Here is a 24,914-nt window from a genome sequence, read left to right as displayed (position 1 = left end):
ATTAAAATATAGTTACATTCCAGGGCAATGAAGTATCGTAACATAGTTTACCGTTCTTAACAACCAATGGGCTGTCAAAATTATTAGTGTACAGCGCACCGGTACCTAAACCCTGAGGCATAGTATTGTTTTTAGTGAAGGTATATTGAGCAATGGCATTTAGCCCTATGTTACTTTCTAAAGCAGAAGTTATCCACCAGCCAATGTTTTGTTTTTCAGCCAAAGCTATCCATTCATCACACCCACGAATACCACCCACGAGACTTGGTTTTAATATGATGTATTGAGGCTTTATTTTTTGCAGCAACGCTTCCTTATCTGAATATTCAAATACACCTATCAATTCTTCATCTAACGCTATAGGCAAAGGAGTTATGCTACAAAGCTCGGCCATTGCATCAGTCTGATGCTGACGAATTGGCTGCTCTATGCTGTGTAGCACATAAGTAGCCAGTTTGTTTAGTTTGTGTAAGGCATCTGTTGCAGTAAAAGCACCATTAGCATCTACACGTATCTCTATTTGTTGTGGGGTAAAATTTGAGCGAATAAACTCTAATAAACTAAGTTCTTTTTCAAAATCAATTGCACCAATCTTCAGTTTAATGCAACTGAATCCCTGTGTCAGCTTATCTTCAATTTGCTGCTTCATATAGGCTTCATCGCCCATCCAAACAAGCCCGTTAATAGTAATGTCCTCCTCTCCTTCTGTAAAAGCAGACGGAAAAAGTACATACGGATTGTTTGATGCCAATGAGCGGAAAGCCGTTTCGAGCCCGAATTGTATTGAAGGATATTCCTTTAGCGCTTCCCAAAGCTGCGCCTCGCCAAGATGGATATTTTTACAGACCCATTGTAGCTTTTCTTCATAATCCGGCCGGTCATCAATACTCAGTCCGCGTAATATACCACACTCCCCTATTCCTTTTTTGCCGTTTTCTTCAAGCATAATGAACCAGGTTTCCTTAGTAGTCATCACACCACGTGATGTACCACTTGGGCGCTTAAAATTGAGTGTATATTTTTGATATGAAACGGTCATGAATTATTAATTAAAAATTGCGAATTACGAATTACGAATTACGAATTGTTTTCTGTATAGTGCCAATAATTCTAAGCAGCTCTTCTGCATCCTCGAGCAAGCTTTCGCTTTGCTCACCCGACAGATAATTTGTATCTCTTAAGAGTTTTATCCAATATTGACTTTCACGGGCTTCCTTATAAGAGATTGATAATTTAGCTAAAAAATCTTTTCTGCTTTGCGCACCTATAGCTTCTTCTATGTTAGCTCCTATTGAAGTTCCTGAGCGTAGTAACTGTTTTGAAAGGACGTATTCTTTATGTTGTTCACATAAAAATTTATAAGCATTTACTACTCTTATAGCAAACGCATAACTCTTATCGCGAACAACGTTCTCTTTCATCAATTCGTAATTCGTAATTTGAAATTTATAATTCTATAGAATCTCCTATTTCAAGAAGCGTAAGTTTCTTTCCTTTATCTTCAAAAAGCTTGGTAGTAGCTTCGTGGTCTATTTTAATGTAACCGAAAGTATCGTAGTGATAGCCAAGCACATTATTGCACTCTACAAAATCTGAAGCGATTACTGCATCTTCGGCATCCATAGTAAAGTTAGAGCCTAACGGCAGTATGGCAAGATCCAGCTTAGTACGCATTGGTATTAGTTTCATATCAAATGTAAGGGCTGTATCTCCGGCAATGTAAATGTTTTTGTCGGCTTCAATTACAAAACCACCTTGGTTACCACCATAAGTGCCGTCTGGAAACTGGCTTGAGTGGATAGCATTTACATACTTCACCTTACCAAAGTCAAACTGCCAGCTACCGCCGTGGTTCATTGGGTGTACATTAAAGCCTTTTTTACCGTAATATGTGGCTATTTCAGCATTCGAAACTATGGTAGCACCGGTGTTTTGGGCTATGGCTTCAACATCAAGAACGTGGTCGCCATGAGCATGAGTTAACAGTATGTAATCAGCTTTAAGTGTATTAATATCTATATGAGCTGCCAACTCGTTAGCTGTAATAAAAGGGTCGACAATAATGTGTTTTCCGTTTGTTTCAATGCCAAGTGAGGCATGTCCGTAGAAAGTAATTTTCATTGTTATGTGGATTTGTTTATTTGTCCCGGTTATGCGGTGATCCGATTATATGGTTATCCGCGCCAACCGCATTTAAAATTAACTTCGTTCAATTCGCTTTATAGGCTCTGGTCATCATTCAAAATTTAAAATAAATTTTATAGTTGCATTGCTACACACAGCAATACCGAAAGTAGGAACGTACTTAGCGCAACTTTCTTAAGTTCCGGATCCAGGTTTCGCGGTTCTGTATTGTTTACAACGGTTTTAATATGCAGTACAAGCGGAATGAACGCAACTAAAAAGATGTACTGTACAGGCTTAAAATCGTTTAACATAGCAAACAACAAAGTCAATGCTAACGCAGTTACTATAACTGTATAATGGTAAAATTTAGCGGCCTTAGGACCCATTTTTACCACAATGGTGTTTTTTCCGCTCATGGCATCGCTCACCTGGTCGCGCATATTGTTAAGGTTCAGTACCGCTACACTCAGAAGACCTACCGAAACAGCAGGTAATATTACTAACGGGTTCATAGCTTTGGTGTACAAAAAGTAACAGCCTATAACACTTACAAGCCCAAAGAATATGAAAACGAATACATCGCCAAGTCCCCTGTACCCATAAGCACCACTGCCTACAGTATACTTGATGGCCGCTGCTATTGCAGCTAATCCCAACAGGAAAAAGAACACTGAGTAACCAAAATTTTCTTTACCAAAAGATACATATATCAGTACTACAGCAGCAATCAATGTAAGCACCGATGTTATAATGATACCCTTTTTCATATCGGCTACCGTTATAGAGCCTTTTTGTATGGCGCGCTGAGGGCCTATACGGTGTTCGTTATCGGTACCTTTTACACCATCGCCATAATCGTTGGCAAAGTTTGAAAGTATTTGTAATCCAAGTGTGGTTACTAATGAAAGTGCCAATATTCCCCAATTTGTATATCCCTGAGATATGGCATAAAAACTCCCTACCAGTATTCCTGATACCGACAGAGGCAGTGTCCTTAATCGTGCGGCCTCAAACCACGCTTTAGCATTAGACATTTTTTTAATTATTTTAAATGTTGAATTATAAATTTTAAATGATGCTTCACAAATTAACACATCCACAAACTACATCCATTCCTTCTCTGTGGTTTCCACCTGATACAACCAGTAATTCGCAAGGCGGTTCAGTTGTGTAAAGTTAGCTAACCCAAAACTAATGTGTCCTCCTGCTGTATATAATTTTACGACTCCTACATCACTCCACTTTTGCCAAAAAAACTGTTGAAGCTTAATGCTCTGTATTTTATGTGGCATCAGTATATCATTATCTACATCCCAGGCTCCCCGTTTACGAACAATAAAATCAGGCGTAATAAACAGCCTGCTGTGCCTGAATGCAAAGTAAATAAGTATACCCACAAACAGCACATAAAATGGTACAAAAATTATTACATTACCAGCTTCGGGCATTATTTTGGTGTACCCATAAAATAGGCCAAGCGGAATTAATATATACTTGAATATCTCAAAAATCACCTTACGTATGTTTGGCTTTACCTCAAATCCCTTTTCCGGCATCTTTTCCAATAAAAATAATAGCAAGGCATCTTTTTCAGCGTTATTCACACCAGGTATCTCCATTTGCATTTTACTGCGGTCGTTACTCTTTTCAAGATCGGATGCCTGCTTAATTTTCAGGTCATTTATATTAAATTTCTTCTGAAAGAAGTTGCGTCCCACCGTTAATATCTGCACTTTTTCTGGTCGGATAATGGTATTTCGAGTATTAATTAGCCCATGTGAAAGCAGTAGCGCGTTGTCTTCTTTAGTAACCTTAAAATCGAAGAAACGCAATACAGTACGCCCAAGGTTTACTAAAAGCGTTAAAACCAATACTACCGTAATAATAGCTGCTATAGAGCGTATTAAAAATGCTGTATTAAAGTATTCATCAAGGAAACTTGCATCGGTATCACTCAACCTTAAAAAATCATCAAGATGTTGCCAGGTAGAAATAAAAAACGCCAGCAGTATACCAAAGCTTCGTATGTAATTACTGGTTATCCCTGTTTTTAATAAACTCGCAAAACTTATAGTAATGAATGGCTTGTGCTTTTTTTCGACTATTTCTCCCGTTTCATCTTCTTCTACAGGAGCATCAAGCAGCAGACGTTCTTTCAGTACCAAAGCATACCGTTCGGTAATTGCTTTTATGGTTACTTCGGTTTTAGAGCTCCCTGCCGTATCTACTTGTAATGCATGTACTTTAAGTATCTTTTGCAACAGGTTTTGATTAATATTTACCTGTTGTATTTTATTAAGCGGAATGGCTATGCGTGTCTTACTAAAAATACCTTTACGTACTACAAACTCTCTATTTTGTTCGTCTATAAGAAAAGTAAAGTTACGGTACTTAAAGTAGCCGGAAACCAATGCCGCAACTAATATTACTAATCCTAAGGCAACATAATAATATTTATTCTTTTCCTGAAACAGTGATACCACTACAATGGGAAACAACGCCCTGATACTACTTTGCAGCGTATCGGCCGACATAATAAGTATACCTATAAGCGACTGCCGTTGAGGCCTGCTAAAGTCATACTTCATCGGGCGGGGTGTTTTCATTGTTTATATCCTCGGTAGCTGCGGTATATAGGTCTTTCTCCACTTTTTTTTGCGTGTCTTTTTCTATTTTACCTACCAAAAGCTTCTTTACCGCAGCTGCATGTACTTTTTCAAGTCCGGGTATACGAATGTCGCTCCCCGCGCCGCCTGCCGTAAAAATTTCTATAGACGACAATCCAAGCATACGCGATACTATACCTTCGTGTTCTGCCACGTGCTGCACCCTTGTATACGGAATAATCGTTGTTGTAGTACTTATAGCACCACTGCGATAAATAACATCGTGCTCACGGAAAGCAAAACCTTTATTACGGAAATTGATTACCTGTACAATTATGTTTGTGACCAATACCAAAGCATACCCAAGCATTATATAAACCCAGTAAGGCTTTATATCTTCTATAAAATAAAAGGCCACACCCGCCCCTATGGCTATAATGCCGTATACCAATGCTATATTAAACCACACTACTTTTAAGTACTGCGGATGCACGGGTGTAAGCTCAGCATCCTGGTACTGCGGAAGCTGAAGTGTGTCTATGGTTTCGTTACTAAAATTTTGCAAGTTCATTATTTAGTTGATAGTTGCTGGTTGTCAGTTGATAGAAACTTCACTCGAAGCTATATGGCTGAATTGCTTAATCATAAAATTATCCGAGTAAAGCCAACAACCAGCAACTGATAACCAATAACCAATTACGGTATCCACTTAATATTACGGAAGTTAGGCTTCCTCTTCTCAAGAAATGCATCACGTCCTTCCTTAGCCTCTTCGGTCATATAAGTAAGGCGGGTAGCCTCACCTGCAAACACCTGCTGCCCCACCATACCGTCGTCTGTAAGGTTAAAGGCAAACTTCAGCATTTTTATAGATGTAGGCGATTTATCAAGTATTTCCTGTGCCCACTGGTAAGCAGTATCTTCAAGCTCGGCATGAGGGATAACAGCATTTACCATACCCATTTCGTAAGCTTCCTGTGCACTGTAGTTACGACCAAGGAAGAAAATTTCGCGGGCACGCTTCTGCCCCACCATTTTAGCGAGGTAAGCCGATCCGTAACCACCGTCAAAACTGGTAACATCCGCGTCAGTTTGTTTAAATATAGCATGTTCTTTACTGGCCAGGGTAAGATCGCACACTACATGCAGGCTATGGCCTCCTCCTACTGCCCAGCCCGGTACTACAGCAATAACCACTTTTGGCATAAAACGGATAAGGCGCTGCACTTCCAGTATGTTTAGCCTGTGGTAACCATCTTCTCCTACATATCCCTGGTGTCCACGGGCTTTTTGGTCACCACCACTACAAAACGAGTAAATACCGTCTTTGCTTGAAGGACCTTCTGCCGAAAGCAGAATTACGCCTATAGAAGTATCTTCCTGTGCATCATAAAATGCATCGTATAGTTCTGAAGTAGTTTTAGGTCGGAAAGCGTTACGTACATCAGGCCTGTTAAAGGCGATACGTGCCACGCCGTTAAATTTTTTATAGGTAATGTCTTCGTATTCCCTTACTGTCTGCCAGTTAATTTTATCCATTGGTCTTAAAAATTTACCTGTAAAATTAGGCATTTTTTATTTTGCCGGAGCAATAAAAAAATATCATAAAGTAAAGCAACTGCATTTCAAAAAGTTATAGTATTTGGTAGAATAAATTAACAGTTTTAAATGTTAAAGGCTTCTTTAGAAATTGTAAAAAAATGTATTGATTATATATATTTGCGGTTTGACTCCTGGCACGAAAACATGAAGATTCTAAAATACACACCCTATATATTACTTGGCTTACTGGTGTCCTGCAAACAGGAAGGCAAGTCAATCGCAGAAAATCAGGAAGATAACAAGCCCGATACTGTACTGCATATAACACCACCTAAAATAAAGTTTGGCAAAGTAAGCGATGCATACAAAAACGACAAACACTTCGCAGCGCAGCAATACTATAATAAGATTTGGCCAAAGGATGACTTAAGCGGAGGTATATTGATAGCCAAAAACGGACAAATACTGTTTGAAAAATATGGAGGTTACGCTAACATACGCGAAAAACGCTCAATAAACGAAGATACTCCCCTACACCTTGCTTCTGTAAGCAAAGTGCTTACGGCAGCTGTAGTGCTTAAACTAATTGACCTTGGTAAGCTCGACCTTGATGCAAAAGTAAACAGTATATTGCCGGAATTTCCGTATGAGGAAATCAGTATAAAAATGCTGCTTAACCACCGAAGCGGATTGCCTAACTATGCTTATTTTGCAGATGACCGTGCCATTTGGGATCGTCATATGATGAATAACCAGGATGTATTAAATCTTCTGGCTGAACACAAATTTGACCTGTATTTTAAACCCGATAAAAAGTTTGGCTACTGTAATACCAATTATGTAATACTGGCACTGGTTATAGAAAAAATAACCCACAAAAATTACCGTGATGTAATGCGCGAGGTGATCTTTGAACCGCTGGGCATGAAACACAGCTATGTTTTCGATTATGAGCGTGATAAGGATACAGCCTCATTCTCATACAAAGGAAATGGAGTACTGTATGGATATGATTTTCTAGATAATGTATACGGGGATAAGAACATATACTCTACCCCACGTGATATGCTAAAGTTTGACTTAGCTACCTATTCTAAAAAATTCCTGAATCCTAAATTGCTTAAACAGGTTTTTCAAGGATACAGTTATGAGCACAAAGGCGAACGCAATTATGGCCTGGGCATACGAATGCACGAATGGGAAAGCGGTGAAAAACTCTTTTACCACAACGGCTGGTGGCATGGTAATACTACAAGTTACGTTACTTTAAAGAAAGATACTGTAACGATGATAGCCCTTAGCAACCGTTTTTCGTACAAGCCTTATAAAATATGGAAGCTGTCTACCCAGTTTGGCGATTATCCTATAAAGCCGGATAAAGAAGATACCGCCGAATAATTACAAACAAAAGATATATACCCAAAACAGCAGCACGAATTGTAAAGGTATCCTAAAAAACAGATATGCAGGCCCTGGCCCTTCGAAGTTAGCCTGTTCATAGTTTACAGCTTTAAACGCGGCGTTTATATTAGCAGGGAATATTACTATCAAAAAAGCCAGTAATACCAGTGCCGCATAATAGCGTGTAGCTGCTATCATTATTAACATAGCAAAGGCTATTTCAAATATGCCGGTAAGGAGTACCAGGAGTTTTTTCTGGGGAACAAAGTCAGGTACCATCAGCACCATACCGGCAGTAAACTTGAAATGGCCTATAGCTGTAAAAATTAGCATAACACTTAGTGCCAGCCTTCCGCTGAAGGTTGTATTAAAATCGCCTGTAGCAATATAAAAAGCCAAGATACTTACGATATAAACTGTAAGAAGTAGGATAAAAGGTTTCATTTTCCGGGTCGTTGGGGTCAATGCAAAGATGCATTAATATTTTTCCCTTTGAAATGATGTTTGTTAGCTTTTTAAATATAACTTTTTCGGATACGACTCAGGCTTTCAGGCTGTATGCCCAAATAAGATGACAAATGTTTTACAGAGATTTTCTTTACAAGTTCCGGGCGTTGCTGCAATAGTTTTGAATAACGTTCCTCTGCAGTTAAAGACAATAAATCCATTTCTTTTTTAAGCCTTTTAGTATACTGCACTTCGGCTATTATCCTGCCAAAATTTGCTGCTTTTACATTTTCAAGATAATTAGAACGGATAATGTCGAACGGAAAAAGCACCACCTCAGTATCTGTAAGTGTTTCTACTGTAATTATACTGGGCTCTCCGGTAATAATAGAATAATAACCGGTAACAAACTCTCCTTGAAAGTGGAACTCTATGGTATATTCCTTATCATTCCGTATAAAAAAGTTACGGGTTATCCCTGAAACCAAAAAGTAAATACTATCCTCGGTTTCACCTTCTTTAACCAGCTGGCTACCTTTTTTAATTTTTGTGATTTCCAGCGTAGGTTCAAGTAGGCTCCACGCTTCTTCATCAATTGGGAAATAATTCTCAATTGCTTTTCTAAGTTCTTGTAATTGTTGCATTATGGTTGGTGGTAAAAAAGGCCCTCAATTTTTATGATTGAGGGCCGGCATTATATTTTATTTTTTAGAATACGAAGATAGGCCTTTCGCTCATCATTTCGTTTACAGAATCAGCTACTTCTTCAAGCACTTCCTCGTTAGTATGGTTAGTAATAACCTTATCTATAAGGGCTACTATAGTTTCCATATCGGCTTCTACAAGGCCACGTGTCGTTATGGCTGCAGTACCTACACGGATACCTGAAGTAATGAATGGCGATTTATCGTCAAACGGAACCATGTTCTTGTTTACAGTGATTTCTGCTTTTACAAGTGCATTTTCAGCCTCTTTACCGGTAATATTCTTATTACGTAGGTCAATAAGCATCATGTGGTTATCAGTACCACCACTAATAATGTCATAACCAAGTTTTACAAAGGCATCAGCCATAACTTTGGCATTCTTTTGCACCTGCATTGCATAACGGAAGAACTCATCTGAAAGTGCCTCGCCAAAAGCTACAGCTTTAGCAGCAATAATATGCTCCAGTGGCCCGCCCTGGTTACCAGGGAATACAGCAAGATCAAGAAGTGCCGACATCATACGCACCTCCCCTTTTGGAGTTTTATGGCCCCATGGGTTCTCAAAATCCTTGCCCATAAGTATCATACCGCCACGTGGCCCGCGAAGGGTTTTGTGCGTTGTAGTAGTTACAATGTGGCAATGAGGAATTGGGTCGTTCATAAGCCCTTTGGCAATAAGGCCGGCAGGGTGAGATATATCAGCAAGAAGGATAGCACCTACGCTATCAGCTATTTCGCGGAAACGTGCAAAATCCATATCGCGGCTGTATGCAGAAGCACCGGCGATAATTATCTGTGGCTTTTCGGCAGTAGCTATTTCCTGGATTTTATCGTAGTTTAGGCGACCTGTTTCTTTTTCTACACCGTAAAAAGCAGTTTGGTAAAGTCTTCCCGAAAAGTTTACAGGCGAACCATGAGTAAGGTGACCACCATGAGAAAGATCAAAACCAAGAATTTTATCACCCGGCTTAAGGCACGCATGAAATACAGAAGCATTAGCCTGAGATCCGCTGTGTGGCTGTACGTTTGCATACTCGGCACCAAATAGCGCTTTTGCCCTGTCTATAGCTATCTGCTCTATAACGTCTACTACCTCACAACCGCCATAATAGCGCTTGCCCGGATAGCCTTCAGCATATTTATTTGTAAGTACAGAACCTGCTGCTTCCATTACCTGTTCGCTTACAAAGTTCTCAGAAGCAATAAGTTCTAAACCGTGTATTTGCCTGTCCTGTTCCTCAAGGATTAAATCGAAAATTTGTTCGTCGCGTTGCATTGTATAATTTTTCGTTAATTTGTTGTCAAAAGTACAAAAAACGTTTGGTTTAAAATCAGACAAAAGTATATTTGGTAAAAAGATAAAACATTAACACATACAAATAACACAATACAACGATATGCCAATATCTGCAAACGATCCGACAAGAAAATCATGGCTTAACGTACCTAAAGACAGCGATTTCCCAATACAAAACATTCCCTTTGGTGTGTTTATCACTAAAGATGATGTGGTGACCATAGGTACCCGTATAGGCGACTATGCTATAGACCTGGGCGCCCTGCAACAGCTTAATTACTTTGAAGGTATAGAACTTACCGACGATATGTTTATGCAGGATACGCTAAACGATTTTATTAGCGACGGTAAAAAAACATGGAGACTGGTGCGTAATCGCATAGCTGAGATATTTGACGAGAATAACGCTACACTGCGTGATAATAAAAAACACAGGGATGTTGTGGTTTTCCATGTTGCCGATGTAGAAATGCAATTACCGGTACTTATAGGCGACTATACCGATTTTTACAGCAGCAAGGAACACGCCACCAATGTAGGCAAAATGTTCCGCGACCCTGATAATGCACTGTTGCCAAACTGGCTGCACCTGCCTGTGGGCTACCATGGGCGTTCATCTACTATAGTTCCATCTGGTATTCCTGTACACAGGCCACTGGGGCAAACCCTGCCAAATGGTGAAACCCAGCCGGTGTTCGGACCGAGTAAGTTGGTAGATTTTGAGCTTGAAATGGCGTTTATTACCACCGATGCTAACATTATGGGCGAATGCGTACCAGTAGAAGAAGCTGAAGACCACATATTTGGTATGGTATTATTTAACGACTGGAGCGCACGCGATATACAGAAATGGGAATATGTGCCACTGGGGCCATTCCTTGCCAAAAACTTTGCATCATCAATCTCGCCGTGGATTGTAACACTTGATGCGCTTGAGCCGTTCCGTACCGAAGGCCCTACGCAAGACCCTAAACCACTGGAATACCTGCAACAAGAAGGCGCTCACGCCTTCGATATTAACCTACAGGTAGCCATACAACCGGAAGAAACTGAAGAAACCGTAATAAGCAACAGTAACTTTAAATATATGTACTGGAGCATGGCGCAGCAACTGGCACACCACACCATAAACGGCTGCCGTGTAAACAGTGGCGACCTTATGGGTAGCGGTACCATCTCTGGCCCTACTGAGGACAGTTTTGGCTCAATGCTGGAACTTACCTGGGGCGGTAAAAACCCACTTATCCTAAAAGACGGCACCGAACGTAAGTTTATAAACGATGGCGATACCGTAATTATGAGAGGATATTGTCAAAATGATACGGTTAGGATAGGCTTTGGTGAAGTAAGTAGCAAATTATTACCACCGGTTTATAAGAAGTAAAAGATATTAACGCTCCTAAATGGAGCGTTTTTTACCTAAAAAAATTACTAAAGAAATAGCTACAGTACTTTGTGTAATATTGTGTTGTAATTTTGCATCGGTAACCACAACCCTGCCCTATTTTAATTTTGCCAAAGCATCGTAAGGAATTTTCCTGCAAAAAAATATCGGGCTTTCAGAAAGTATTGTAGTTTTGGAGAAACCAAACCATCAACTTATGAGTGAGACTAATGAAGTTGAAATTATTGCCCAACAGTTTTTTAAGCGTTCAGGGGAAGGGGAAAAATACAGTAATATTCCTCAGGAAATTATAGAGAAATACAAAGGTGTATTTGTGATTAATAGAGGTAAAGATGACATAATCAATTACTTATGGGTAAACTATGGATTGTGTAAATACAGGCAGGGATTATTTTGGTTAATAAACCCTGAAGAATACAACAATGTAGCAAGAAAATTTCCAGGTGTTTCCCGGGATGCAATAGCTTTTGCGAGGAAAAATCTGGGCAATTTATTTTTATTTGAAAAATTAGACATTGGCGATACTATAACCTACTTAAACACCCATACCTCTAAAATATCTGTAGCCAGTACCAATTTTGAAATTTTTATTGAGTTTAATATCGCATCAGACAGTTTCTGGAAAGAAGACTGCTATGGCAAGATAGAACTCAAAGCGCTTAAAAAAGCCCCACTGGCACCCGATGAGTGCTACACATTTGTACCCGCGCTGGCGCTGGGCGGTGATGAAAAGCTTGCCAACTTGCAAAAGGTAAAAATTAAGGAAAACCTGGAGTTTTTGTCTCAGTTATTATAGAACCCCAAACAAATCAATATTTACTTTTAGAGTTTTTATGCAATCAAACCAACCATAATATATGAATGTACCGGAACAAAAAGAAAAAGCCATTGATTTAAGATTTGCAATCAAAAAAAACCTGAATGATGAAGCCAAATCACTAATTGATTTGCTGGGTGTTGATTATTATATAGAACGGACGGGAACGGCTTTATTAGTGGCTACTCTGCACAATAATACCGAAATAGCAACCTACTGCATAGAAAAAGGCGCTGATGTTAATGTAACTGACCCCGGAAAGTTTACACCCTTAATCTATGCCAGCATCGCAGGTAATACAGGGCTTGCAAAACTGCTGCTCGAAAAAGACGCTGATATACACCACCAAAATAAATTTGAAAAGTCGGCCATCTCTAAAGCCGTAGAAGATCATCCTGAAAATTTAGAATTAATAGAGCTTCTTTTAAAGCATGGCGGCGACCCTTTCGTCGAAGAAAATTATAAAAGAGAACGGAGAACCACATTTACAGCCTATGACTATGCGTTAAAAGATATTAAAAACATGGATGTGGTAAATCTGATAGATAGGTATTTTAAAAGATAGAATCATAAATTACACACCGCCAGGCTTACTCCTGATTTTTAAGCGCATACAAATTATCCCTAAGCTGCTGTAATACTGAAGGGTTAAAGTTTTTGGTATCTTCAGCGGGTAATAGTATTGGTTTCCCAATGGTCATTTTTAAAACATGTCCCCTTTTATTAAAAAGTTCAGAGATTAGTTTAGACGTTTGCAGCATGGGATGAATGGATTTCAGTAAACTGAAAAACAAACCGTTATTACCATGAAAATATATTGGCAGGATAGGAACCCCGGCTTTACAGATTATTTTTCCAACGGCAGGATGCCACTCCCTGTCGGTAATCTTTTTCGTTTTAAAATCATATGATGATACCTCGCCGGCAGGGAATATTGCTACAGGCGTCCCCTCTTTAAGCGTTTGGAATGTAGACTTTAAACCACTGATGCTTGAAGCATTCTTTATATTTTCGAACGGGTTTACCGCTATAATACTCTTTTCAAGGTTTGGAATTTGTTTCAAAAGGAAGTTGCCCATGTATAGCGTATCGGGACGCATTTCAGCAATTGTAGACAATATTGCCAAAGACTCTATTCCGCCATACGGATGGTTTGCGATAGCTATAAAAGCACCATCAAGCGGAATATTCTGTAATCCGGTATCCTCTACATGTACTTTAACACCAATTTTCTGCAATATATGACTTGAAAAAGCAGCACCTTCAAGATCACCTGCTTCTTTTACAACCGAATTTAATTCGTTTATTTTCAAAACTTTCATGAGATAAGACGGTAACCATGGTAGTGGAATTTTACAAAGTCCGGTAGCTTCAGAGAATTGTTCTTTGGTAATCAGCATAATCCTGAGGTGTATAAAAGTTTTCTAATGTGGCAAATATACTTTTACTGTACACCAGCGTGTTATGCCAACATTACATTATCAACACCAATACGTACAGGAGTGTTTTTGCAAATTTAATTTCGGTTTGTTTTCGCTTAACTTTAAAATAAATACCAATAAAATTTACACGCACTATATTTTTGGAGCGCTTTTTGTATAGAATATGCTACGGATAAGTAAGGCGGGGGGCTTTTTTATGGGGTATTTGCAAAACGTATAAATTTTGAAGAAAAATTAACCTTATATGTTTTTAAATGAATTACATTTGCAACCGTAAATAAAGCTGAAACGCCCTTACACAATTAGTGTTCATTTTTATTTTAATAAAGAATTGAAAACAACAACTGTTTTTACATCGTCTGTAATTGGGGAACTTGCTTATATAAGCAACCTTAATTCTTTCCTGAGCCCGAGGCGCTTCAGGCCGTAACGGTCTGCTTTATTTTTGGGTGGGTCCGTCCTGCCTGTATCCTACGAAACTATCCTATTTATTTTATTGATTTTTTATATACTTTATTTCTTAAGTTGAAATGAATATATCTATTATAATAGCCGGCGAAGAGCATTTTAAGTTCGCACAGGAAATTGTTGATACCATGTACGAATCGGCAATACAACGCGGTACGGGTATAGCCAAGCGTACGCCTGAGTACATCATTGAAAAAATGAAACACAGGGACGCCGTTATAGCTATAGGCGACGGTAAGTTTGCTGGGTTCTGCTATATAGAAAGCTGGAGTCACGGTAAGTTTGTAGCCAACTCCGGACTTATAGTACACCCTGATTTCCGTCAGCACGGCCTTGCAAAAAAAATCAAGGAACGTGTATTTAACTATTCCCAGGAAAAATATCCGGGTGCTAAGATATTTGGCATCACCACCGGTCTTGCTGTTATGAAAATTAACTCAGACCTGGGGTATAAACCTGTACCTTTTAGTGAGCTGACCGATGATCCTTCTTTCTGGAAAGGGTGCAGCGGCTGTAATAACTACGACATACTACAGCGTAAAGAGTACAAAATGTGCCTTTGTACCGGGATGCTATACGATCCTGCCGCAAAAAAGAATAAACAAGAAGATTCCAAATACGATTTTAATCAGAAAGTGTTAGCCCGACTGAAAAGTATAAAGCAGGCACTTTTCCTTAAAAAAGAGAAAGACAATGAGTAAAAAAGTGGTTTTGGCATACAGCGGAGGTTTAGATACTTCGTACTGCCTTAAGTACCTAAAGAACGAACTGGGGTATGAAGTTCATACCATACTTATTAATACCGGTGGCTTTGGCGAAGAAGAGTTGCAGGCCATAGAAAAGCGCGCTTACGAACTGGGCAGCGCTAACCACCTTAACCTTGATATTATAGACAAGTACTACGAAAAAGCCATTAAATACCTTGTATATGGCAATGTACTTAAAAACAACACCTATCCGCTTTCGGTAAGTGCAGAGCGTGTGTTCCAGGCATTGGAAACGGTGCGTTATGCCAAGAAAGCCGGTGCAGAAGCTATTGCTCATGGTAGTACCGGTGCCGGTAACGACCAAATCCGTTTTGACTTGGTATTTCAAACAATAGCTCCTGAAATGACCATCATTACTCCTATCCGCGACCTGAAATTAACACGTCAGGAAGAAGTGGAATACCTTCAAAAGAACGGTGTAGAGTACAGTTGGGAAAAAGCACAATATTCTATAAATAAAGGTATCTGGGGAACCAGCGTAGGCGGTAAAGAAACGCTTACCTCAGGGCAACCCCTACCCGATTCGGCTTACCCATCGCAACTACAAAAGACAGAGGCTGAAAAAGTTGTCCTTCATTTTGAAAAAGGAGAACTTGTAGGGATAAATGGTGAATTTGAAAAACCTGCCACAAACATACAAAAGCTTGAAGCGCTTGCATCGGCATTTGCCATTGGTCGTGATATTCACGTGGGCGATACCATCATCGGCATTAAAGGCCGTGTGGGTTTTGAAGCTGCTGCTCCGCTTATCATCATCAAAGCACACCACCTGCTTGAAAAACACACGTTGGGCAAATGGCAGCAGTACTGGAAAGAGCAATTGGGCAACTGGTACGGTATGCTGTTCCATGAAGGGCAATACCTTGACCCGGTAATGCGTAACATAGAGACCTTCCTTGAAGATACTCAGAAAACAGTAACAGGAACTGTAACCGTAAGCCTGAAACCGTACCACTTCTCATTAGATGGAATTGAGTCGGAACACGACTTAATGAACTCAGGTTTTGGTCAGTATGGCGAAGTTAATAACGCCTGGACAGCAGACGATGCCAAAGGCTTTATAAAAATTGTGGGTAATGCGCAAAACATTTACGCACACGTAAACAAAGAGCAATATGATTAATATAGGCATCATAGGAGGATCAGGATATACAGCAGGCGAACTTTTACGGTTGCTTGCTAATCATCCGGAGGCTTCTATAAACTTTGTGTACAGCACTACTAATGCCGGAAGTCCGGTAGCATCGGTACACGAAGATCTTTACGGTACGCTGGATATTAACTTTACTGATACGGTAAACCCTGATGTTGATGTGGTGTTCTTATGCCTTGGGCATGGTAAGTCACTCGCGTTCCTGCAAGCCAATGCCTTTTCTGCCGATACCAAGATTATCGATTTAGGTAATGATTTCCGTTTGACTAAAGACGCTGCATTTAATGGCAAGACCTTTGTTTATGGCCTTCCGGAACTAAACCGTGATGCTATAAAATCAGCACAATACATAGCCAATCCGGGTTGTTTTGCTACCGCGATACAGTTGGCACTGCTACCATTGGCTAAAAATGGATTGCTAAACGATACTGTTCACGTTAACGCTACAACAGGCAGTACGGGCGCAGGTGTTATGCCGTCAGCTACGTCGCACCACCCGTGGAGGATGGGCAACATGAGCCACTATAAGGCATTTAACCACCAGCACCTGGGTGAAATAGTACAAAGTTTGCAACAGCTACAAAACAGCTTTGACGATGAAGTACTTTTCATTCCTAACCGTGGCGATTTTGCACGTGGTATTTTTGCTACGTTGTATACTAAATTAACTACTGATTTTGAATCGGTTGTAAAAATATTTAGCGAGTATTATGCAAGCGAACCGTTTGTAAAAGTTACTACGAGTAGTATTAATATGAAATTGGTTTTACAAACAAACAACTGCTTTATCAGCCTTGAGCAGCACGGCAAAAACATACTGATAACATCGGTAATAGATAACCTTGTAAAAGGTGCTAGCGGACAGGCCATTGAAAATATGAACCTGATGTTCGGCTTGGAAGAAACCACAGGATTAAAGCTGAAGGCGGCAGGGTTTTAAGCCCCCCAGCCCCCGAAGGGGGGACAACTTTAAACATTAAACTTTGAACAAAAAAGAAAATGAGTTTATTCAACGTATACCCTATATATAACATTACCCCGGTAAAAGCGCTGGGCGCTAAAGTTTGGGACGACAAAGGCCAGGAATACCTGGATTTTTACGGAGGCCATGGTGTAATTTCTGCCGGGCACTCACACCCTGAGTATGTAAAGGCAGTAAGCGAGCAGGTAGCCAAAATAGGATTTTATTCTAACTCCATAGAAAACCCTATACAGGAAGCCCTTGGTAAAAAACTACCGGAGTTTTCGGGTTATGCTGATTTTACACTTTTCCTGTGTAATTCGGGTGCCGAAGCAAACGAAAATGCGCTGAAACTTGCTTCTTTCCACAACGGGAAAAAGAAAATCATAGCGTTTAAAAAAGCATTCCACGGACGTACATCGGCTGCGGTTGCCGCTACCGATAATCCATCGATAGTCGCTCCGGTAAATGCAGGGCATGAAGTAGTATTCCTACCGTTAAATGACGAAGCTGCCTTTAATGCAGAAATTGCCAAAGGCGATGTGAGCTGTGTTATCATAGAAGGTATACAAGGTGTAGGTGGTCTTGACCAGGCTACTACTGAGTTCTTTAAAACCATAGAAAAAGCCTGTAATGACAATAACGTAGTGCTTATCCTGGATGAGATACAAAGCGGTTACGGCCGTTCCGGTAAGTTCTTTGCACACCAGTGGCACGGCATTACTCCGGATGTAATCAGTCTTGCGAAAGGTATGGGTAACGGCTTCCCTATTGGCGGCATACTGATTTCGCCTAAGTTCGAAGCAAAGTATGGTCTACTGGGTACTACTTTTGGTGGTAACCATCTGGCTTGTGCGGCAGCGTTATCTGTTCTTGATGTAATCGAGAAAGAAAACCTGATAGATAACGTAAACGAAATCAGTGCTTATTTTAAAGAAAAAGCAACTGAAATAGCTGAAGTTAAAAACATTAAAGGACGTGGACTGATGCTGGGCCTTGAGTTTGATTTTGACGTTACCGAGCTTCGCAAAAAGCTGATATACAACGAGCATATCTTTACCGGAAATGCCTCGCAGAAGAACCTCTTGCGCATACTTCCTCCGCTTTCTATTACAAAAGCCGATGTGGATGTATTCTTCGCAGGACTTAAAAATGCGTTAAAAAATTAAACCATGAAATTAAGTCAATACCATAATTCACTCATAACTATTGAGTTTACAGATAAGAAAGAACCTGTTTCGGGTTTTCTTCTTAATTATTCTGAAGATTGGATTTTACTGAAAAGCAATCCTTCGGACTTTATTGTTGACGGTTATGTTATTGTTGCAAACAAAAATATTGAAGGCGTTTACCGGGACGAAAATGAAATATTTACCGAACAGGTAATAAGACTTAAAAGCCTTCTACCGTCTATCAGTAAAAAAATACCTTTAGAAAATACTAAAGCAATGTTTGAATTTTTAAATAACGAATATGGCTTGTTCTCGTTTTCAAAAAAATCTAACAGCGCGATATACCCGGGCAAACTTATCGCTATTGACGAATCGCAGATAACTTTGCTATGGATTGACTTAAAAGGAAAATGGGGAGAAAACAGAGTATTTAAACTTGATAAAATCAGACAGATCGAGTTTGATAACGACTACTTAACATCATTGAAACTGGCTTCAGAAAATCTTTATAATTAAAAAATGAAAAACTTCACATCGGTAGATGACATACAAGACCTTAACGGGCTTGTAGCTTTGGCAAAAGCCGTAAAGGCTGCCCCCTTTGCCAACCAGAAACTTGGTAAAAACAAAACCTTAGGGTTACTGTTCTTTAACCCAAGTTTAAGGACAAGGCTCAGTACGCAAAAAGCCGCGCTGAACCTGGGCATGCACCCTATCGTAATGAATCTTAATACCGAAGGCTGGACGCTGGAATTTGAAGACGGCGTAGTAATGGACGGTGCCAGCAGCGAACACATTAAGGAAGCCGCACAGGTGGTATCGCAGTACTGTGATATTATAGCCATTAGGAGTTTCCCTACCCTTAAGGATAAGGAAAAAGATGAAGAAGAGTATGTAATCAGTGCGTTTAAAAAATATGCTTCGGTTCCGGTGATTAGCCTTGAAGGTTCTACAGAACACCCGCTTCAGGCAGTTGCCGATGCGCTTACTATTGAAGAACATAAAACCAAAGATCGTCCCAAGGTAGTTCTTACATGGGCACCACACCCTAAGGCGCTTCCGCACGCGGTACCGAATTCATTTGTAAAAGTGATGAAGAAAGCCGATGTGGATTTTATAATCACCCATCCTGAAGGTTATGAACTAAACCCTGAGTTTACTGAGGGTGTAACCATTACCCACAATCAGGATGAAGCATTTAAGGATGCAGATTTTATCTACGCCAAAAACTGGAGCAGCTATATAGACTACGGTAAAATAACCAGCAAAGACCCGTCGTGGACCATTACTCCCGAAAAAATGGCACTCACTAATAACGGTAAGTTTATGCACTGCCTACCGGTACGCCGTAACATGATAGTATCTGATGCCGTGCTGGATAGCGATAGTTCTATTGTAATTCAACAGGCAAACAACCGTACATGGGCAGCACAGGCAATTATAACCAAAATCCTTGAAGATGGCGGAAAATAAACCAGAGCTTACCGTGGTAAAAATTGGCGGTAACGTAATAGACAACCCTGTTGCGCTTAAAGCATTTCTTGCTGATTTTGCAGTGCTTGAAGGCTATAAAATACTGGTGCATGGCGGCGGTAAAATAGCAACCAAAACCGCTGAAGGACTTGGTATAACTGCGGTATTCCATGAAGGCAGGCGTATTACCGACAAACCTATGCTTGATGTGGCGGTAATGACTTATGCCGGACTTATAAACAAAGATGTTACTGCACAATTACAAGCATCAGGCAATAACGCTATGGGCTTTACCGGAACCGACGGGAACCTTATTCTATCCGAAAAGCGTAAAAATGCGGTAGTAGACTTTGGTTTTGTAGGCGATGTACTTGCTGTTAATGCTGATTTGCTAAAAGTATTAGTAGAACAAAATGTTGTTCCTGTATTTTGTGCCATTACGCACGATGGCAAAGGTCAATTGCTAAACACCAATGCCGATACTATAGCAAGTACTGTTGCAGTGGCTTGCTCTAAGTATTTTGACGTCAGATTAATGTATTGTTTTGAGAAAAAAGGTGTGCTTATGGACAGTGAAAATGAGGATACCGTGATAAAAAACCTTACTTTTGACGCCTACAAGACACTACGCGAACAAGGCATTATACATTCGGGTATGCTACCAAAACTGGAAAATTGTTTTAACGCTATTAACCAAGGCGTTACACAAATAGGTATTGGCAGCCCTGAGATGCTGAAAGGAGAAAGCGTTTATACGCTGGTTACTGCGTAACGAAAACACGATTTCATGAGTGAAACAACCATACAAACACTAACACAGGAAGCCATTGCTTTATTAAAGCAACTTATAAGCACACAATCTTTTTCATCTGAAGAAGAAGGCACTGCATTGCTTATAGAAGCGTGGTTTAAAAGACATAACATTCCTTTCCTTAGGGAAAATAATAATATTTGGGCGTTTAATAAGGACTTCACTGAAGGTAAACCTTTATTGTTGCTTAACTCGCACCACGATACCGTAAAGCCAAACCAAGGCTATACCCGTAACCCGCTTGAACCGAGTGTGGAAGATGGAAAGCTATTTGGTCTTGGCAGTAACGATGCGGGAGGTTGTTTGGTGTCGTTAATTGCTGCGTTTACATATCTTTACGAAGCAGAAAGCCTGCCTTATAACCTGGTTATTGTTGCTTCTGCCGAAGAAGAAAGCAGTGGTCCTAAAGGACTGAACAGTGTACTGAAACACTTACCTAACCTTGAGCTTGCTATTGTAGGCGAACCTACCGAAATGCAGCTTGCCATAGCCGAAAAAGGGCTTTTGGTACTCGATGTGGTAGTTACAGGAACTCCGGGACACGCCGCGCACCCTAACGACGATGTGTCTATTTACAACGCCATCCCTGTTATAGAATGGTTCCGTGATTATCGTTTTGAAAAAGTAAGCGAAGTTCTTGGACCTATGAAAATGACGGTTACCGGTACCGCAGCAGGAAAACAACACAACGTAATACCGGCAGAATGCAGCCTTGTTGTTGATGTTCGTGTAAACGATTGTTATACAAATATTGAAGTACTGGAAATAATCCGTGCAGAATTGTCTGATAAATTTGGAGATAAGGTAAAAGTTAACCCGCGTTCGCTACATCTTAATTCATCGCGCATAGATAAAGATCATGCGCTAGTAAAGGCAGGCGTAGCACTGGGCAGGACCACTTATGGCTCGCCTACGCTTAGTGACCAGTCGGTATTAAGCTGCCAGTCGCTAAAGCTTGGGCCCGGATATTCGCCACGTTCGCATAGCGCCGACGAATTTATATTTTTACATGAAATAGAAGAAGGTATTGATTTGTATATCAAAATATTGAACACATTTTTAAAAACATAGAAATTTATATTGCTATCTATAAATGAAATCTTTCAACATAATATCATACGTAACTATTTTTATTATCTTCTCGCTTTTCGCTTGTGAAAGTAAACACAAAGAACAAAAAGGAGAAAGCTTAATTGGGTATATGATAATATTAAAAAATAATAAGGATTACTGTAATCTTGTTGAGAGAGATATAGAGCTGAATATTAAATCCAACAAAGAAAAAAATATCGTTGTATATGATTCTTTGACAAAGATTTATTTGAATTATTTGAGAAATCTCGAATCTGAGTTAAAACAGCATGGAAGTAAAATCTTCTATTCTCAGAATGGAAAAATATCCTTTAAAGGCAAAGAATTCGAGAATAGAACAAAAGAATATTTAGAGTCAATAACAAGACTTTCCGATAATGTCAGCTTTAGACGAAAAGCTCTGGTTTTAATAAACATGAACGACTTAAAAATGTCGGATAAAAAGGGAGAAGTCGCAGAGAACAATCCTGATAATTTAATAGTTCCTGATAAGATTTATTTTAAGTATATTGATTATTACTTCAAAAATTTACCTAATATTCAGGCTCTTACACACATAAGTAACAGAGAAAAAAGCATATTAGAATTAGAGAATGAATTTATTTTGATAAATAAATAGATTTTCCTCGTTTTAAATAAAATATCAAAATGAAACTTTGGGATAAAGGCATACCGACCGATAAGAAAACCGATATATTTACCGTAGGCAACGACCGTGAACTCGATCTTGTATTGGCGCCTTATGATGTTATAGGCAACATTGCCCAGGCAAAAATGCTGGCTAAAGTTGGCTTGCTTACCGAAGCTGAGGCAACAGATTTAGTACTGGCTCTTGAGGAGATATTGGCTGATATTAAAAAAGGAGACTTCACTATAGAAGACTCCTTTGAAGATGTACACAGTAAAGTGGAATACCTCCTTATAGAAAAACTGGGAGATACCGGAAAGAAAATCCATACGGCACGTTCTCGTAACGACCAGGTTCTTACAGATATACATCTTTATCTTAAAGCAGAACTTCAAACTATAAAAGAACAAATTAAGAATCTTTTTGATCTGCTTATTGCACAGAGTAAAGCGTATCAAAATATATTATTACCGGGTTACACCCACTTTCAGGTGGCTATGCCATCATCGTTCGGGATGTGGTTTTCAGCTTATGCCGAAACGCTTATTGACGACGTTACCCTTCTTAATGCAGCACTTACGGTAGCCGACCAGAACCCACTGGGTTCTGCTGCAGGTTATGGCAGCTCCTTCCCTATCGATCGGTCATTTACAACTGAGGAAATGGGCTTTGCAACGCTGAAATACAATTCGGTTGCTGCACAAATGAGTCGTGGAAAAGTAGAGAAAACAACTGCTTTTGCATTAGCATCGGTTGCAGGAACACTTTCTAAATTGGCCATGGATATTACATTATACCTGAGTCAGAATTTCAACTTTATCAGCCTACCACAACACCTTACTACGGGTAGCAGCATAATGCCGCACAAAAAAAACCCTGATATTTTTGAGTTAATTCGTGGCAAGTGTAATAAGATTCAGGCACTACCGTACGAAATAACCCTGATTACAAATAACCTCCCAAGCGGTTACCACAGAGAATTTCAATTACTTAAAGAAGGATTGTTCCCGGCGTTACAAACACTTAAATCGTGCCTTGAAATGGCTGTTTACTCAATCAAAGAAATTAAGGTAAACGAAAACATACTCGACGATAAAAAATATGATTATCTGTTTACCGTAGATGCACTAAATGAGTTGGTAACACAAGGCGTTCCGTTTCGTGATGCATACAAAATTGTGGGCGGACAAGTAGACGAAGGAACTTTTTTATCGCCAAAAGCGACAAACCACACGCACGAAGGCAGTATAAACAATCTGTGCCTGGATGAGATTGTAGCAAAGATGTACAGCACCTTTTAGTGCCAACACACTTTATTTAAAATATTTTAGTTATAATAGCAGATAAAACCAATTAACCATGAGGTATTTATTTGCTATTTTCTTTTTTACACTGTTTACATATTCGCAAAACCAAAATTTAAGTACTGTTTCATTTGATAACAGGCATATTGCCTACAGAGGTATTAATACTCCTGTAAAAATTTCTGTAAAAGATGCAAAAGCCTTCACAGCAGCTGCTCCCGGGCTAAAAAAGATAGATGACAATGGTAATTATTGGCTAAGTGTAACAAATATACCGGGAGATAGTGTTGATATTAAAATAGATATAACACTTAATAATGGTAAGCATAAAACTGAAATACAACACTGTATAATCAAGGATTTGGCAAGACCAAGTATCGATTATGGACTTGGAATTTGTACTATAGGTTCTTTTATTTCACTAAGCGAAGAAGAGTATGAAAAGGTAGAATTTTCAATGTTTCTCAACTTAGATATTGAACAAATAGACATACCTCAAGTAACTAGCTTTGACATTTCATTTCCGGATAAAACATTTCATAGAATTGAAGGAAAAAAATTTACACCAGATGTCATTGAGAAAATAAAAGCTTTACCTGATGGCAGTATTTTTAAGATTAACCTGAATTACTATTTCCCAGGGATAGAAGGATACCATTTGCGTGCTATATATATGTACATAGTAAAGAACAGCTATATTGTACACGGGAACACCCTGAAACAAGGAATAAAAATTTATCCTGAAAATACAAATATATACAAGAACAGCATCAACAAAATCACTATAGAAGTTCCGGACGTAAAATCATATACTGCAACTGCACCGGGGTTGACAAAAATAGATTCAATTCATTACAATTTAGATACGCGACAAACAAACAAAGACAGTTTAGATGTGGTACTAAACATTGTGGATGAAAATGATTCCACTTATAACTATACGCGAAAATTATTTTTAGCAGAAAAAGTTAATCTTAAATCTACCCTGAACGGAGAAGGCTGTAATAAATGTATTATTGAAATGAAAAGGAACGAACTAATCAATGCTCGTGTAGAGGTTTGGCAACAAGAACCTAAACGGAAAGATGAGTTACTAACTGTTTCATCTTATACAATATTAGCCGGTAAGAAAAAATACACCATAACCGGAAATATAATCCCTCATGATTTATTTATTGAACTTCCTGTTAAAAAGGGTGAAATCATTACTGTTACGAAAATAAAATATCGCGGGAACAGCAAAATAAAATCAATGCCTGAAGCGCCGGATATACGGATATTGATTCAGGATTAG

The 24,914-nt window shown here is 39.3% G+C and carries 26 protein-coding genes; 15 read left to right on the top strand and 11 right to left on the bottom strand.

Annotated features, from left to right (window positions below):
- Position 1: 1 nt before the first annotated feature.
- The 7 genes from ACLI1A_RS16240 to ACLI1A_RS16210 form a co-directional block, all read right to left on the bottom strand.
- Positions 2-1,039, bottom strand: coding sequence for an o-succinylbenzoate synthase (locus ACLI1A_RS16240; RefSeq protein ID WP_411409733.1), 1,038 nt, complete (start codon positions 1,037-1,039; stop codon positions 2-4).
- Positions 1,040-1,070: 31 nt separating this feature from the next.
- Positions 1,071-1,421 carry a four helix bundle protein gene (locus tag ACLI1A_RS16235; RefSeq protein WP_411409732.1) on the bottom strand — a complete coding sequence of 117 codons (351 nt, stop codon included), beginning with the start codon at positions 1,419-1,421 and terminating at the stop codon, positions 1,071-1,073.
- Between the two features lie 25 nt (positions 1,422-1,446).
- Positions 1,447-2,121: a metal-dependent hydrolase gene (locus tag ACLI1A_RS16230; RefSeq protein ID WP_411409731.1), complete on the bottom strand. Its 675-nt coding sequence runs from the start codon at positions 2,119-2,121 to the stop codon at positions 1,447-1,449.
- Between the two features lie 137 nt (positions 2,122-2,258).
- Positions 2,259-3,161, bottom strand: a complete 903-nt coding sequence (locus ACLI1A_RS16225; RefSeq protein WP_411409730.1) for a 1,4-dihydroxy-2-naphthoate polyprenyltransferase — start codon at positions 3,159-3,161, stop codon at positions 2,259-2,261.
- 69 nt (positions 3,162-3,230) lie between these two features.
- On the bottom strand, positions 3,231-4,733 hold the full coding sequence (locus ACLI1A_RS16220; protein ID WP_411409729.1) for a PH domain-containing protein: 1,503 nt from the start codon (positions 4,731-4,733) through the stop codon (positions 3,231-3,233).
- Positions 4,705-5,304, bottom strand: coding sequence for a PH domain-containing protein (locus ACLI1A_RS16215; protein ID WP_411409728.1), 600 nt, complete (start codon positions 5,302-5,304; stop codon positions 4,705-4,707). The genes ACLI1A_RS16220 and ACLI1A_RS16215 overlap by 29 nt, the downstream gene beginning before the upstream one ends.
- Positions 5,305-5,429: 125 nt before the next feature.
- On the bottom strand, positions 5,430-6,272 hold the full coding sequence (locus ACLI1A_RS16210; protein WP_411409727.1) for a 1,4-dihydroxy-2-naphthoyl-CoA synthase: 843 nt from the start codon (positions 6,270-6,272) through the stop codon (positions 5,430-5,432).
- A gap of 207 nt (positions 6,273-6,479) precedes the next feature.
- On the opposite strand from ACLI1A_RS16210, the gene ACLI1A_RS16205 reads away from it, so the two are divergent.
- On the top strand, positions 6,480-7,673 hold the full coding sequence (locus ACLI1A_RS16205; RefSeq protein ID WP_411409726.1) for a serine hydrolase domain-containing protein: 1,194 nt from the start codon (positions 6,480-6,482) through the stop codon (positions 7,671-7,673).
- On the opposite strand, the gene ACLI1A_RS16200 is transcribed toward ACLI1A_RS16205, so the two are convergent.
- The 3 genes from ACLI1A_RS16200 to glyA form a co-directional block, all read right to left on the bottom strand.
- Positions 7,674-8,120: a hypothetical protein gene (locus tag ACLI1A_RS16200; RefSeq protein ID WP_411409725.1), complete on the bottom strand. Its 447-nt coding sequence runs from the start codon at positions 8,118-8,120 to the stop codon at positions 7,674-7,676. It lies immediately after the preceding gene.
- A 71-nt stretch (positions 8,121-8,191) separates the two neighbouring features.
- Positions 8,192-8,767: a Crp/Fnr family transcriptional regulator gene (locus ACLI1A_RS16195; RefSeq protein WP_411409724.1), complete on the bottom strand. Its 576-nt coding sequence runs from the start codon at positions 8,765-8,767 to the stop codon at positions 8,192-8,194.
- A gap of 64 nt (positions 8,768-8,831) precedes the next feature.
- Positions 8,832-10,106 carry a serine hydroxymethyltransferase gene (gene glyA / locus ACLI1A_RS16190; protein WP_411409723.1) on the bottom strand — a complete coding sequence of 425 codons (1,275 nt, stop codon included), beginning with the start codon at positions 10,104-10,106 and terminating at the stop codon, positions 8,832-8,834.
- 121 nt (positions 10,107-10,227) lie between these two features.
- Between glyA and fahA the strand changes: the two genes are divergently transcribed.
- From fahA to ACLI1A_RS16175, 3 genes are all read left to right on the top strand, one after another.
- Positions 10,228-11,511, top strand: a complete 1,284-nt coding sequence (gene fahA / locus ACLI1A_RS16185; protein ID WP_411409722.1) for a fumarylacetoacetase — start codon at positions 10,228-10,230, stop codon at positions 11,509-11,511.
- A gap of 217 nt (positions 11,512-11,728) precedes the next feature.
- Entirely contained in the window at positions 11,729-12,328 is a 600-nt protein-coding gene (locus ACLI1A_RS16180; RefSeq protein ID WP_411409721.1) for a T6SS immunity protein Tdi1 domain-containing protein, read from the top strand.
- Positions 12,329-12,389: 61 nt separating this feature from the next.
- Complete coding sequence (locus ACLI1A_RS16175; RefSeq protein ID WP_411409720.1) at positions 12,390-12,914, top strand: ankyrin repeat domain-containing protein; 525 nt, start codon at positions 12,390-12,392, stop codon at positions 12,912-12,914.
- 25 nt (positions 12,915-12,939) lie between these two features.
- Here ACLI1A_RS16175 and ACLI1A_RS16170 read toward each other — a convergent pair whose 3' ends face one another.
- On the bottom strand, positions 12,940-13,749 hold the full coding sequence (locus ACLI1A_RS16170) for a lysophospholipid acyltransferase family protein (protein WP_411409719.1): 810 nt from the start codon (positions 13,747-13,749) through the stop codon (positions 12,940-12,942).
- 572 nt (positions 13,750-14,321) lie between these two features.
- On the opposite strand from ACLI1A_RS16170, the gene ACLI1A_RS16165 reads away from it, so the two are divergent.
- Genes ACLI1A_RS16165 through ACLI1A_RS16115 form a run of 11 tightly spaced genes read left to right on the top strand, consistent with a single transcriptional unit; the run spans position 14,322 to position 24,914 of the window.
- Entirely contained in the window at positions 14,322-14,960 is a 639-nt protein-coding gene (locus ACLI1A_RS16165) for an N-acetyltransferase family protein (protein ID WP_411409718.1), read from the top strand.
- On the top strand, positions 14,953-16,149 hold the full coding sequence (locus tag ACLI1A_RS16160; RefSeq protein WP_411409717.1) for an argininosuccinate synthase: 1,197 nt from the start codon (positions 14,953-14,955) through the stop codon (positions 16,147-16,149). The genes ACLI1A_RS16165 and ACLI1A_RS16160 overlap by 8 nt, the downstream gene beginning before the upstream one ends.
- Positions 16,142-17,119, top strand: coding sequence for an N-acetyl-gamma-glutamyl-phosphate reductase (gene argC / locus ACLI1A_RS16155; RefSeq protein ID WP_411409716.1), 978 nt, complete (start codon positions 16,142-16,144; stop codon positions 17,117-17,119). Before ACLI1A_RS16160 ends, argC begins: the two co-directional genes overlap by 8 nt.
- 59 nt (positions 17,120-17,178) lie before the next feature.
- Positions 17,179-18,309 carry an aspartate aminotransferase family protein gene (locus ACLI1A_RS16150; RefSeq protein WP_411409715.1) on the top strand — a complete coding sequence of 377 codons (1,131 nt, stop codon included), beginning with the start codon at positions 17,179-17,181 and terminating at the stop codon, positions 18,307-18,309.
- A gap of 3 nt (positions 18,310-18,312) precedes the next feature.
- Complete coding sequence (locus tag ACLI1A_RS16145) at positions 18,313-18,828, top strand: hypothetical protein (protein ID WP_411409714.1); 516 nt, start codon at positions 18,313-18,315, stop codon at positions 18,826-18,828.
- 3 nt (positions 18,829-18,831) lie between these two features.
- Positions 18,832-19,785, top strand: coding sequence for an N-acetylornithine carbamoyltransferase (locus ACLI1A_RS16140; RefSeq protein WP_411409713.1), 954 nt, complete (start codon positions 18,832-18,834; stop codon positions 19,783-19,785).
- Positions 19,772-20,557 (top strand): acetylglutamate kinase, encoded by a 786-nt coding sequence (gene argB, locus ACLI1A_RS16135; protein WP_411409712.1) that lies wholly within the window; start codon positions 19,772-19,774, stop codon positions 20,555-20,557. Before ACLI1A_RS16140 ends, argB begins: the two co-directional genes overlap by 14 nt.
- A 15-nt stretch (positions 20,558-20,572) precedes the next feature.
- Positions 20,573-21,667: a M20 family metallo-hydrolase gene (locus ACLI1A_RS16130; RefSeq protein ID WP_411409711.1), complete on the top strand. Its 1,095-nt coding sequence runs from the start codon at positions 20,573-20,575 to the stop codon at positions 21,665-21,667.
- 22 nt (positions 21,668-21,689) lie between these two features.
- Complete coding sequence (locus ACLI1A_RS16125) at positions 21,690-22,307, top strand: hypothetical protein (RefSeq protein ID WP_411409710.1); 618 nt, start codon at positions 21,690-21,692, stop codon at positions 22,305-22,307.
- A gap of 29 nt (positions 22,308-22,336) precedes the next feature.
- On the top strand, positions 22,337-23,617 hold the full coding sequence (argH, locus tag ACLI1A_RS16120; RefSeq protein WP_411409709.1) for an argininosuccinate lyase: 1,281 nt from the start codon (positions 22,337-22,339) through the stop codon (positions 23,615-23,617).
- Positions 23,618-23,675: 58 nt separating this feature from the next.
- Positions 23,676-24,914, top strand: a complete 1,239-nt coding sequence (locus ACLI1A_RS16115; protein ID WP_411409708.1) for a hypothetical protein — start codon at positions 23,676-23,678, stop codon at positions 24,912-24,914.

It is taken from the genome of Flavobacterium sp. RHBU_3, assembly GCF_046613565.1.
In the GTDB taxonomy this organism is placed as follows: Bacteria; Bacteroidota; Bacteroidia; order Flavobacteriales; family Flavobacteriaceae; genus Flavobacterium.
This window is presented reverse-complemented; position numbering and strand designations above follow the sequence as displayed.

Coding starts and splice junctions, on each gene's coding strand:
- ACLI1A_RS16195 (WP_411409724.1), bottom strand. CDS start 8,767: ATGCAACAATTACAAGAACTTAGAAAAGCAATTGAGAATTATTTCCCA.
- ACLI1A_RS16205 (WP_411409726.1), top strand. CDS start 6,480: ATGAAGATTCTAAAATACACACCCTATATATTACTTGGCTTACTGGTG.
- ACLI1A_RS16125 (WP_411409710.1), top strand. CDS start 21,690: ATGAAATCTTTCAACATAATATCATACGTAACTATTTTTATTATCTTC.
- glyA (WP_411409723.1), bottom strand. CDS start 10,106: ATGCAACGCGACGAACAAATTTTCGATTTAATCCTTGAGGAACAGGAC.
- fahA (WP_411409722.1), top strand. CDS start 10,228: ATGCCAATATCTGCAAACGATCCGACAAGAAAATCATGGCTTAACGTA.
- ACLI1A_RS16170 (WP_411409719.1), bottom strand. CDS start 13,749: ATGCTGATTACCAAAGAACAATTCTCTGAAGCTACCGGACTTTGTAAA.
- ACLI1A_RS16210 (WP_411409727.1), bottom strand. CDS start 6,272: ATGGATAAAATTAACTGGCAGACAGTAAGGGAATACGAAGACATTACC.
- ACLI1A_RS16235 (WP_411409732.1), bottom strand. CDS start 1,421: ATGAAAGAGAACGTTGTTCGCGATAAGAGTTATGCGTTTGCTATAAGA.
- ACLI1A_RS16150 (WP_411409715.1), top strand. CDS start 17,179: ATGAGTTTATTCAACGTATACCCTATATATAACATTACCCCGGTAAAA.
- argH (WP_411409709.1), top strand. CDS start 22,337: ATGAAACTTTGGGATAAAGGCATACCGACCGATAAGAAAACCGATATA.
- ACLI1A_RS16175 (WP_411409720.1), top strand. CDS start 12,390: ATGAATGTACCGGAACAAAAAGAAAAAGCCATTGATTTAAGATTTGCA.
- ACLI1A_RS16225 (WP_411409730.1), bottom strand. CDS start 3,161: ATGTCTAATGCTAAAGCGTGGTTTGAGGCCGCACGATTAAGGACACTG.
- ACLI1A_RS16230 (WP_411409731.1), bottom strand. CDS start 2,121: ATGAAAATTACTTTCTACGGACATGCCTCACTTGGCATTGAAACAAAC.
- argB (WP_411409712.1), top strand. CDS start 19,772: ATGGCGGAAAATAAACCAGAGCTTACCGTGGTAAAAATTGGCGGTAAC.
- argC (WP_411409716.1), top strand. CDS start 16,142: ATGATTAATATAGGCATCATAGGAGGATCAGGATATACAGCAGGCGAA.
- ACLI1A_RS16165 (WP_411409718.1), top strand. CDS start 14,322: ATGAATATATCTATTATAATAGCCGGCGAAGAGCATTTTAAGTTCGCA.
- ACLI1A_RS16215 (WP_411409728.1), bottom strand. CDS start 5,304: ATGAACTTGCAAAATTTTAGTAACGAAACCATAGACACACTTCAGCTT.
- ACLI1A_RS16180 (WP_411409721.1), top strand. CDS start 11,729: ATGAGTGAGACTAATGAAGTTGAAATTATTGCCCAACAGTTTTTTAAG.
- ACLI1A_RS16240 (WP_411409733.1), bottom strand. CDS start 1,039: ATGACCGTTTCATATCAAAAATATACACTCAATTTTAAGCGCCCAAGT.
- ACLI1A_RS16130 (WP_411409711.1), top strand. CDS start 20,573: ATGAGTGAAACAACCATACAAACACTAACACAGGAAGCCATTGCTTTA.
- ACLI1A_RS16200 (WP_411409725.1), bottom strand. CDS start 8,120: ATGAAACCTTTTATCCTACTTCTTACAGTTTATATCGTAAGTATCTTG.
- ACLI1A_RS16145 (WP_411409714.1), top strand. CDS start 18,313: ATGAAATTAAGTCAATACCATAATTCACTCATAACTATTGAGTTTACA.
- ACLI1A_RS16140 (WP_411409713.1), top strand. CDS start 18,832: ATGAAAAACTTCACATCGGTAGATGACATACAAGACCTTAACGGGCTT.
- ACLI1A_RS16160 (WP_411409717.1), top strand. CDS start 14,953: ATGAGTAAAAAAGTGGTTTTGGCATACAGCGGAGGTTTAGATACTTCG.
- ACLI1A_RS16220 (WP_411409729.1), bottom strand. CDS start 4,733: ATGAAAACACCCCGCCCGATGAAGTATGACTTTAGCAGGCCTCAACGG.
- ACLI1A_RS16115 (WP_411409708.1), top strand. CDS start 23,676: ATGAGGTATTTATTTGCTATTTTCTTTTTTACACTGTTTACATATTCG.